Origin of the sequence: Klebsiella sp. OBRC7 (assembly GCF_000293135.1) — a bacterium.
In the GTDB taxonomy this organism is placed as follows: Bacteria; Pseudomonadota; Gammaproteobacteria; order Enterobacterales; family Enterobacteriaceae; genus Klebsiella; species Klebsiella michiganensis.
The window spans coordinates 1-10,765 of record NZ_ALNJ01000034.1 but is presented as its reverse complement, the minus strand read 5'-3'; the positions used below and the strand labels follow the sequence as shown (position 1 = coordinate 10,765).

Here is a 10,765-nt window from a genome sequence, read left to right as displayed (position 1 = left end):
AAAACGGAATCTATGGTCACTCCCGTTTTTGCAACACCGATTTTGACGACAAGTTGGCTTGCTTGAATCTATCCGGCGTCTGAATGGGATTTTATTCCCGCGCCTTGATGAGTTCCGCGCCTGATGAACCTCCAGAAAATATACGGCTTCAATGAGCCTTTCCGTTTTACAGGTTCCTCAACAGGCCGGTGGGCCGTTAGTATCATCAATATCAGTATTCGCAAAACCAGATCAGTAATTCTTTAAACCGGTGTATTTCTGCCGTTATGCTACATAAGTTTGCTGTCGTGCCGTTAGGGCCCAGGCTATTCTGGCCAGCTTGTTTGCCAGAGCACAAGTGACGACAAAGTTGCTTTTCCGGCACAGTAAATCCCTGACCCAATCGGCCAATTTGCCAGACTGGTGTTCCAGTTTTTGTATGAATACCCTGGCACATTGAACCAACAAAGTTCGGATCTTTTTATTACCTCGCTTACTAATTCCCAGCAATGTCGTCCTACCTCCCGTGCTGTACTGCCGAGGTACAAGCCCTGTTGCCGCCGCAAAGTCACGGCTGCTGGCGTACTGCTTCCCGTCGCCAATCTCAGTTGAAATAGTACTCGCTGTCAGTGTTCCGACGCAGGGAATGCTCAGCAAGCGCTGTCCAACCTCATCTTCGTCCAACTTTCGTTTCAACTGGGATTCCAAATCTTTAATCTGCTCAACAAGATAGTGATAATGCTGTTGTAATTTCAGCAATAACTGGCTGAGGTAAAGAGGCAAACTATTATCCTCAAGAATGGTACTCAGTCGGCTAATAACGGCAGCTCCTCGGGGAACGCTAATGCCAAATTCCAGCAGAAAAGCATGCATTTGATTGGTTGTTTTTACCTTATCCTGAACCAGGGATTCACGGACACGATGCAGAGCCCGCATTGCCTGCTGAGATTCCGTTCTGGGCTGCACAAAACGCATAGACGGACGCGATGCGCTTCACAAATAGCTTCGGCGTCGACAAAGTCGTTTTTATTGCTTTTAACGAACGGGCGGACAAATTGTGGTGATATCAGCTTTGGGGAATGCCCCAACTCTTCCAACTTGCGTGCCATAAAGTGAGAACCGCCACAGGCTTCCATTGCGATGGTTGTAGCGGGGCATGTCGCCAAAAATTCGATCAACTTTGGCCGGGTAAATTTTTTACGGTAAACAGCCTTCCCGCGACGATCCTGGCAATGAATATGGAAAGAGTTTTTACCCAGATCGATACCAATGAGCGCAATGTTTTCCATGATAGTTCTCCGAATGAAAGCCTGTCCTCAGCATAGTACCGGGAAGGAGGGAGTGACCATCTCATTAAATATCCTACGCTAAGCCTGTTTTTTGTACAGACTGACATCAACTGTGCGTAACGGTCGATATTTACCGGATCCCAGCTTAAGATTATTACGCCAGATGTAATCTCCGCTCAGGTTGATATGCTCCCAGCCCAGAGGGGACAGGTGAGAAACCAACGGCTCATTAATCTGGAGCCCCTTTCGTTTTAGTGATTCGATGGCCCTTTCTATATACACCGTGTTCCACAACGTGATCGCCGCAGTCAACAGCGTCAGCCCACTGGCGCGATAGCTTTGATTTTCCAGCCCCCTGTCTCTTATTTCACCCAACCGGTGCATAAAAACGGCCCGCGCAAGCGCATTGCGGGCTTCACCCTTATTTAAACCGGCTTGCACACGACGACGCAGGGCCGGATCGCGAAACCAGTCCAGCATAAACAACGTTCGCTCGATACGGCCAATTTCCCGTAACGCTTTTGCCAGGCCGTTTTGTTTGGGGTAGCTGGCCAACTTTTTTAACATCAGCGAGGCGGTTACCGTGCCCTGCTTGATCGAGGTCGCCAGGCGCAGTACCTCATTCCAGTGTGTCTCAATTTCTTTGAGATTCAGACTGGTCGTGGATATGATCGACTGAAGCCCAGAATATTTTTCCGCCTTTCCATGAATGAATAGCCGTTTGTCATGGAGATCCCGGATCCTTGGTGCAAATGCAAACCCAAGTAGATGCATTAGCGCAAAAACATGTTCAGTGAAACCCGCTGTATCGGTGTAATGCTCCGTAATTTCCAGGTCGCTTTCGTGATAGAGCAACCCATCCAGCACATGGGTAGAGTCCCTGACCCGGCTGATCACTTTGGTATAAAATGGGCTGTATTGGTCTGATATATGTGTATAAACCTGCACGCCGGGTTCCTGACCGTACTTTAAATTCACCTGTCCGGCATAGCGGCCATGACTTCCGACTCGAAAATTCTGGCCGTCGGAGGATGACGTTGTACCGTCCCCCCATGATGCTGCCAGTGGGCACTTTTTTTGTGCATTCACCAGTTCGGCAAGCGCGGCTGCATACGTTTCATCCCTGATGTACCATGCCTGAATGCCTTCCAGCGACGCTTTTGTGGTTCCTGGGCAGGATTCTGCCATTTTAGTCAGTCCCAGGTTGATACCATCTGCCAGGATGGTGGTCAGTAACAGCTTTTTGTCTTTTGGTCTGACGTGATTATTTTTGAGGTGAGTAAAGTGGCGGGTAAATCCCGTCCAACTGTCCACCTCATCTAATATCTCGGTAATTTTTGGGTGCGGCAGCATGCCGTAAACCAGGTTGGCAAACGGTGATACAGTCGAAGGAACGTTGTTATCAAGAGGCGTGACCTTCACACCTTTGTCCGATATATCAACATCAGGCAAATCACCGGCAATCGCCATCGCATTGACCTCTTCCAGTCGCGACGCCAGCAGTGTCATACGGGAGTGAAGGTATTCCTGGCAGTCTGTCGGAATGGCAAGCTGTAACTGTTTCTCTTTGAGTGATTTTTCAAAATCAGCAGGAGGAATGAGGTAATCGTCAAAATTCCTGTAGCGTCGTGATCCTCTAACCCAGATATCACCAGATCGCAATGCGCCTTTCAGCTCATTCAGTACACAGAATTCATAATACCGGCGATCGATACCCGATGGCGTTATTACCAAATTTTTCCAGCTCTCAGGGATAAACTTTACTGGCGCTGTTGACGGAACCTTGCGGAGTTGTTTGCGGTACATTTCTCTGACGGTATCCAGCGCATTACCGAGTGGCAGTGCTGAAGGAGCTGCACTGAACTGCAATGCAGACAACATACGGGGCGCATATTTACGCAGCGTGCTGTATTTTTCGGTGAGCAAATGAAGTGGATCAAAATTATCCTTTCGAGCCAGAAACTGTGTTTCCTCCAGACTGGTGATAAATTCCGGCCAGGGAAGTACGTCTTCTATCGCCGCCCAGGGATCTTCTCCTGACTCCCGTGCGTTTAGCAGCGCCTGGCCAACAGTAAGATATTGCCTTAACTTACTCTGGATGAGTTTTCCTGTTTTCTGAAGCCGTTCGGCTTGTGTGCGCTTTGCCCTGCTGAACAAGCTGCCCAGGATACGTTCGTGTAGTTCGATGATTTCATCGGTAAGCGTGGCCCTTGCTTCTGAGATAATACAAACCAGCATGGCATAACGACGTGTGCCTGAGAATTTTGCCAAGTCCCTGCTACTCATTTTCCGACCTTCGCGTGCCAGTTTCAGCAGTCGGTTCTGGTGAACGGAAAGCGTAATACCTTCCGGCAGTGCCAACCCCTCAATGGCATTCAACCGATCAATATGTTGCAGCACGTTTTTACCGTTAATTTTACCCGGGGGCTGAAGCATCCAGGCAAGACGGGAAAGTTGCTCATCACCTGATGCAAGCAGATTATCCAGTGCTGTTTTATGTCGTTGTTCCAGTTGCGTCGTCAGTGTAGAAAATACGGCTCTGTCGGCAAGTGTTGCGGCTTCAGCAAGGGTTCGCTCCATCACATCAACGGAAGGGAAAATAACGTTGTTGTTGTGCAACCAGGCGAGCATCTCTTCAGCAAGAATCAGGCCTTTGTCGGTCCGCATGGCATGCGGATATAAATGGCGGATGCATGTTTTTTGCAGTGACCTGCTGAAAGGCGCTAATCGCAAGTAGCGATAGAGTTCGGCAAGATGCTCCCAACGGGTTTCCTCCCTCGCTGCGTACTCTCGCCATAAATCAGGTTGAAGTTTCAATCTCTCTGCCACCCTGGACATAACGCCATCGTGAGGGAGACTGTTTTTGTCTGGAGTAAAACCCGGTCCCCGCAGATAACAGAGTAAAATGGCAAAGCCCAGGCGGTTAGCGGGTCTCCGGTGTTTGTTGATGAGAACCAGATCCTGCTCACTTAAAAAACACATCCTGGTTAGCAGGATGTCATCATCCGGCACAACCAGTAAGCGTTCTTTTTCATCACTACTCAGTATCTGTCGCCGTGGCATAAATGCACTCCCTGCATACGGACACTGTCCGCTTGGACGTTCAAAGTATACGCATCAAGAACATGCTTTAAGTTTAACAATGCGTATAACCGTTCGTTCTGAAACTCCACACAACCTCGCGGTATCACGGATGCTCTGTCTATTTTTAACCCGAAGCTCTATGATTTTTTCATGCAATTGATGATCTGCCTGACGTCCCCGAAATTTACCGGCTACCTTGGCTTTCGCTATCCCTTCCTCTTGGCGCCGGCGACGATCCTGATAGTCTTTGCGAGCTATGGCGGCCAGCATATCAAGCATCATTCCGTTAATAGCCTTAAGCATTGCAAGGGTAAAATCATCGCCAGCATGTGTTGCAAGAGCCATATGGCTCGTCGGGAGGTCAAGACTGACAACCACAAGGTGTTTTTCCTGGATAAGATGCTTTAATTTTTGCCAGCCCTCTTCATCCAGGCGAGAAAGGCGATCAACTTGCTCGATGAGAATAATGTCACCAGGTGCAGCATCATCAAGTAGCCGTAAAAGTTCTGGCCGTTGAAGTGATGCCCCGGATACATTTTCGGTGTACCAACTGGCCAGTCGAAATCCTTTTTCTTCAACAAAGGCTTTCATCCTATTTTTTGCTCGGAGAGCATCCTGTTCTTTTGTTGATGCGCGGAGGTAACCGTGAATGTACATTTTTCACCCATTTATGACGTTTAAGTGATGATCATAATGTACGTGACAGATAGGTGATGATCCAAGGGGAAAATGGCGGCACTTTAGGCTATGACATTGAGGTATACATTAATGGCACATTTAATCCATGATTGACCCTGTTTCAGTTTCGTTTATAGTAATACGCGGTTTGCCTTGGCAGACTCCGCGGCCAGCCTTGAATATCTTCATCTGGTTTATCTGATCCCTGAAGGTGTACACACCGACCATCAAGGAGTAATAAAAACGACCATGCGTATGACGCCACCCTGAGTTTTCCCCTTCTCTGTCGTTCTGAGTAACCCTCAGCACGCACTCTTTAACATCCCGTCTGCGGATGTGCTTTATCGTATCTAAATTTTTTTGCCCTTTACGGGCTGACTGTATTCTAAAACTGAGAAAATACTATGTTGCTGTCCTCGACGCGTAAGGACTGGCTGGGTAACGTCCGTGGTGACGTACTGGCCGGTATTGTTGTCGCGCTTGCGCTTATTCCTGAAGCGATCGCCTTTTCCATCATCGCCGGCGTTGACCCGCAAGTCGGGCTCTACTCTGCGTTTTGTATCCCGCTGATAATCGCTATCTGCGGTGGGCGTCCAGGAATGATTTCTTCGTCAACCGGCGCGATGGCACTGCTGATGGTGACGCTGGTGAAAGACCACGGCCTACAGTATCTATTGGCCGCTACTGTGCTTACTGGTGTGATTCAGCTTATTGCTGGTTATTTAAAGCTTGGCAGTCTGATGCGTTATGTTTCGCGCTCGGTGGTTACCGGTTTTGTCAATGCCTTGGCGATCCTGATTTTCATGGCGCAGTTGCCGGAGTTGACCAACGTCACCTGGCACGTTTACGCCATGACGGCGGCCGGTCTAGGCATTATTTATCTGTTCCCGTACCTCAATAAAACCATCCCCTCGCCGCTGGTCTGTATCGTCGTGCTGACCGGGATCTCCATGTGGCTGCATCTGGACGTACGCACCGTCGGCGACATGGGCAAGTTGCCGGACAGTCTGCCGGTCTTCCTGTTACCCGATGTGCCGCTTAATTTCGATACCCTATCAATCATTCTGCCTTATTCCGCCGGCCTTGCTGTGGTGGGGCTGCTTGAGTCGATGATGACCGCGACCATTGTGGATGACATGACCGATACGCCGAGCGATAAAAACCGGGAGTGTAAGGCTCAAGGGGTTGCCAACATTGGCGCTGCATTTATTGGCGGTATGGCCGGATGCGCGATGATCGGCCAGTCGGTGATCAACGTGAAATCCGGGGGGCGTGGGCGTCTCTCCGCACTCTCCGCAGGCGTCGTCCTGCTTTGTATGGTGGTCTTCCTGCGTGACTGGGTTTCGCAGATCCCAATGGCGGCCCTGGTAGCGGTGATGATCATGGTTTCTATTGGCACCTTCTCCTGGCGCTCTATTACCAACTTGCGCAGCCACCCACTGTCAACCAGCGTCGTCATGCTGGCTACCGTAGTCGTGGTGGTAGCAACGCATAATCTGGCGTATGGCGTATTGACTGGTGTGCTGATCGCCTCACTGAACTTTGCCAGCAAAGTGTCCCGTGTTATGGCGGTGTCATCCGAACTCAAAGCGTCAACGCGGACATACGCCGTAACCGGCCAGGTGTTTTTCGCCTCTGCCGATCGGTTTATGAGCCACTTCGATTTCCGTGAAGCGGTGGAGCATGTGATCATTGACGTCTCGCACGCCCACTTCTGGGATATTACGTCGGTCAGCGCACTCGACAGAGTGGTCATTAAGTTCCGCCGTGAAGGTACGGATGTAGAAATCCGTGGCATGAATCAGGCTACCCGCACCATTATTGACCGCTTTGGGGTGCATGACAAACCCGAAGAAGTGGAAAAATTAATGGGCGGCCATTAACAGTCAGGAGAACAGATAATGAATAATACCGTTATTGCCTGCGTTGACGGTTCGCCGTCGACCCGAGCGGTTTGTGAATACGCGGCATGGGCCGCTGCTCTGCTGGATTCACCTCTGTCGCTGCTGCACGTACTGGAGAAAGATGCGCATCCTGCCGTGTCAGATTTGACCGGAAGCATCGGCATTGATAGCCAGGCTCATCTCACCGAAGAGCTGGTGAAAGTTGAAGGAGAGCGTAGTCGGTTATTAATGGCGCAGGGCAAAGCCATACTGGCTGGCTGTGCGGAGTTGCTGAATGATGCCGGTCATGCTGATGTTCAATTACTGCAAAAACATGGCGCGTTGGATGAAATCCTGGCTGATTTAGGGGATGTTCGCCTGATGGTGCTGGGCCGCCGTGGAACGCAGAACCCGGTTGGCAGCCACCTAGAAAGAATTATTCGGCTGCAGAAAAAACCGGTACTTATCGTGCCGGAGGCTTATTCTACACCGACCAAAGTTATGTTCGCCTATGATGGCAGCGATGAGAGTCGCAAAAACCTGACGCGCCTGACACTTAGCCCGCTACTCAATGGTCTGGTTTGCCACATCGTGATGGTTAAGGGGGATACACGAACCTTGCAGGAAGCACAGAATGTGCTGCAAGAGGCTGGCATTACGACCGAAAGCCACATACTGGAAGGTACATCCGTTGCTGATGCGCTCTGCCGTTACGCTAATGAAAACGGCATTAACCTGATTGTGATGGGTGCCTATGGCCATTCGCCATTGCGGCGATTCTTTATCGGCAGCAACACCACCGCCATGTTGGAAAAAACACAAATTCCACTCTTAATGCTGAGGTGATTTTTGTCCCCGGAAATAACTCCGGGGACAAATAAATACGTTCAATTTACTGGAGTGAACATGAAACATGAAATTGCGGTGAGTGTAATAATCCCCGTTTACAACGCAGAAAAAACCATCAAATCCTTGATCGAAGATATCTTGATAGAAGACAGGATCAACATTGAAGTTATTATCGTTAACGATGGCTCCTCAGACAACACGTCAACGATAATTAACTCCATAAAGGATGGCAGGGTTCAAGTGATTGAACAAAATAATAAAGGTGTATACGCGGCCAGAAATAATGGATTAGACAAGCATAAAGGCCAGTGGGTCATGTTTCTGGATGCCGATGACGATGTGTCTGAAGGATTCATTTATAACAGGTATATCCAGGCTTCCAGCCATAATGCTGATGTGCTTTTGTCCAATGCCTGGAAGCTTTGGCATGAAGGCGATAATAAAAAACCCGTGCATACTAACCAGCCTTATGATGAGGTTTTATCCGGCAATGCGTGGATGAGTCACGCAGTAAAAGTCAGGGAATGGCCACATTACCTTTGGTTACAGATAGTTAGATCTGACTATATCAGGAATAACAATCTGTCATTTCATGATGGCCGGAGTCATAAAGATATTTTATGGACGATGGAATTGGCGTTGGCAAATGGGCGTTTCTACATATCAAAAGATATGGACTACACCTACAAGTACAATAATGAATCCATCACAAATCGCGGTGATTATTTCGACGTCCGAGCAGAATGCTATATTGATGTAATATCTAAAACCATCGGTCACGCAAAGTCGATAAAAAATAATGATTTGAGCGTATCGCTGTTTAGGCATGCCCTGTATGAGGCTAGACACTTTCTAGGTTTATATAGAAAAAAGGTGAGGGACAAAGAAAAAATCAGGCGGTTATTTGTTAGAGAAATAGCATATAAAGATTTAATAAAAGGTGTATATAGCCTTAGTGATATTTTCTTTTTACTGAAAGTTTTCGTAAAAACAAAAAAATTCACTGGTGCTAGCCCGAAATTAAAATGGATAATTATATTGCTATTGGCTTAACATGGGGAATACTTATCTCGCTGCGAATGCCGTAGTTAATCCAGCGATACGTGACTGACGGTGAGTAATTGGTAGCACTATACCTTTCATTTTACCCTCCCATTACTGGGGATCCCTCAGTAATAGGTGGTCTTTCGTCTCCGCTTCCTTGGTATATGCAAACTTGATACGGGGTACGATGAGCTATCAACATACTCGTGAGGTAGTATTGGTGATTTTTTAGCTATCACCATAGACCCATGAAGTAATCTGTACGAAAAATAGGCTTAGCGAATGGAAGGGACTTCCCCTGGATATGCACCTGATTAACTTTCGTGCAATCATGGGGTAAATATTGACCCAGAGAGATTCGTTATGACCATCACTACTGTCGGTATCGATCTTGCTAAAAATGTGTTTGCAGTTCACTGCGTTGACCAAAATGGTAAAGCAGTTCTGGTTAAACCCAAGGTGTCACGTGCAGCACTTCCTGAACTCATCGCAGGTTTACCTCCCTGTGTAATTGGAATGGAAGCCTGCTCGGGTGCCCACTATTGGGCAAGATTATTCAGGCAGTATGGCCATGATGTCCGGTTGATGGCCCCAAAATTTGTCTCACCCTATCGCATGGCGGGTAAGACCGGGAAAAATGATGCAGCTGATGCAATAGCTATTTGTGAGGCTGTGCAGCGGCCGCATATGCGCTTTGTACCCGTCAAAGACGAAAGTCAGCAGGCAATGCAGTGCTTGCATCGGACAAGGCAGGGATTTATCCAGGAAAGAACGGCAACGTATAACCGTCTTCGGGGTCTGGTATCCGAATTTGGGATTATCGCCCCACAAAGCACTGATGCTCTACGTCATATTGTTTCTGACCAGAGGGAAACTCTGCCAGTACAGGTCAGGCTTTGCATTGATGATCTATTGGCTCATATAACTAATATTGAAGAAAAAATCGCCGAATATGACAGGGTATTATCTCGTGTGGCCAAAACAGACCATCGCAGCCAGCAGTTAATGGAACTGAAAGGTATTGGCCCCACAACAGCGAGCGCACTGGTCGCCAGTATTGGCAACGCACATGATTTTAAAAACGGGCGCCAACTGGCAGCCTGGCTGGGGTTAACGCCATCGCAATACAGCAGTGGTGGAAAATCAAAGCTTGGCAGAATAACGAAAGCCGGTGATTCATATCTGAGAACGCTGCTGGTACAGGGAGCTCGTTCTGTGATGATAGGGGCAGAGAATAGAACGGACTCGTTTAGCCGTTGGGTCTGCTCGTTGATTGGCAGGCGGGGATACTGGCGTGCTGTCGTTGCAATCGCTGCCAAGAATGCGAGGTTGTGCTGGGCATCATTACATTACGGCGATGACTTCAAACTGTATTCGGCAACATGAAAAATTTAACTGTGTAGTAACTGAACTGCAACTCGTTGATGGTAAAGGGTTAGACCCCCGTGAGAAGTATCTGCATATCCTACTGGATATCCCTATCCGATTAGCGAAGGAGGATCTCACGAGCGTCTTTCATCAGGGTCCGAATCAATAGAGATTCAACGTGACCGTTTATAGTAGCGCAGTCTTATCCCTTGCCCTTCATTGATGAACAGACAGAAATTAAAAACCGGCGTTGACTGTTCGGGGAAGCCCTTATAGTAGGATATTTAATGAGATGGTCACTCCCTCCTTCCCGGTACTATGCTGAGGACAGGCTTTCATTCGGAGAACTATCATGGAAAACATTGCGCTCATTGGTATCGATCTGGGTAAAAACTCTTTCCATATTCATTGCCAGGATCGTCGCGGGAAGGCTGTTTACCGTAAAAAATTTACCCGGCCAAAGTTGATCGAATTTTTGGCGACATGCCCCGCTACAACCATCGCAATGGAAGCCTGTGGCGGTTCTCACTTTATGGCACGCAAGTTGGAAGAGTTGGGGCATTCCCCAAAGCTGATATCACCACAATTTGT

The 10,765-nt window shown here is 48.4% G+C and carries 6 protein-coding genes and 2 pseudogenes; 5 read left to right on the top strand and 3 right to left on the bottom strand.

The window, feature by feature from the left end; all coding sequences use genetic code 11:
• Positions 1-264: 264 nt before the first annotated feature.
• From HMPREF1144_RS09275 to HMPREF1144_RS09265, 3 genes and pseudogenes are all read right to left on the bottom strand, one after another.
• Positions 265-1,268, bottom strand: a pseudogene (locus tag HMPREF1144_RS09275) (IS110-like element IS4321 family transposase).
• Between the two features lie 78 nt (positions 1,269-1,346).
• A complete protein-coding gene (locus tag HMPREF1144_RS09270) occupies positions 1,347-4,331 on the bottom strand; it encodes a Tn3 family transposase (protein WP_009652582.1) in 2,985 nt (994 codons plus the stop codon).
• A 54-nt stretch (positions 4,332-4,385) separates the two neighbouring features.
• Positions 4,386-5,009, bottom strand: a complete 624-nt coding sequence (locus HMPREF1144_RS09265; RefSeq protein WP_004207019.1) for a recombinase family protein — start codon at positions 5,007-5,009, stop codon at positions 4,386-4,388.
• Between the two features lie 425 nt (positions 5,010-5,434).
• On the opposite strand from HMPREF1144_RS09265, the gene HMPREF1144_RS09260 reads away from it, so the two are divergent.
• From HMPREF1144_RS09260 to HMPREF1144_RS09240, 5 genes and pseudogenes are all read left to right on the top strand, one after another.
• Positions 5,435-6,913 (top strand): SulP family inorganic anion transporter, encoded by a 1,479-nt coding sequence (locus HMPREF1144_RS09260; RefSeq protein WP_009652585.1) that lies wholly within the window; start codon positions 5,435-5,437, stop codon positions 6,911-6,913.
• An 18-nt stretch (positions 6,914-6,931) separates the two neighbouring features.
• Positions 6,932-7,759, top strand: coding sequence for a universal stress protein (locus HMPREF1144_RS09255; protein ID WP_004207021.1), 828 nt, complete (start codon positions 6,932-6,934; stop codon positions 7,757-7,759).
• Between the two features lie 60 nt (positions 7,760-7,819).
• Positions 7,820-8,815 carry a glycosyltransferase gene (locus HMPREF1144_RS09250; protein ID WP_009652583.1) on the top strand — a complete coding sequence of 332 codons (996 nt, stop codon included), beginning with the start codon at positions 7,820-7,822 and terminating at the stop codon, positions 8,813-8,815.
• A 354-nt stretch (positions 8,816-9,169) separates the two neighbouring features.
• Entirely contained in the window at positions 9,170-10,192 is a 1,023-nt protein-coding gene (locus HMPREF1144_RS09245; protein ID WP_009652586.1) for an IS110 family transposase, read from the top strand.
• Positions 10,193-10,526: 334 nt separating this feature from the next.
• A pseudogene (locus HMPREF1144_RS09240) lies at positions 10,527-10,765 on the top strand (IS110 family transposase); the annotation flags it as partial.

Excerpts from the sequence above, each read along its gene's own strand:
- HMPREF1144_RS09255 (WP_004207021.1), top strand. The coding sequence starts at position 6,932 with ATGAATAATACCGTTATTGCCTGCGTTGACGGTTCGCCGTCGACCCGA.
- HMPREF1144_RS09265 (WP_004207019.1), bottom strand. The coding sequence starts at position 5,009 with ATGTACATTCACGGTTACCTCCGCGCATCAACAAAAGAACAGGATGCT.
- HMPREF1144_RS09260 (WP_009652585.1), top strand. The coding sequence starts at position 5,435 with ATGTTGCTGTCCTCGACGCGTAAGGACTGGCTGGGTAACGTCCGTGGT.
- HMPREF1144_RS09270 (WP_009652582.1), bottom strand. The coding sequence starts at position 4,331 with ATGCCACGGCGACAGATACTGAGTAGTGATGAAAAAGAACGCTTACTG.
- HMPREF1144_RS09250 (WP_009652583.1), top strand. The coding sequence starts at position 7,820 with ATGAAACATGAAATTGCGGTGAGTGTAATAATCCCCGTTTACAACGCA.
- HMPREF1144_RS09245 (WP_009652586.1), top strand. The coding sequence starts at position 9,170 with ATGACCATCACTACTGTCGGTATCGATCTTGCTAAAAATGTGTTTGCA.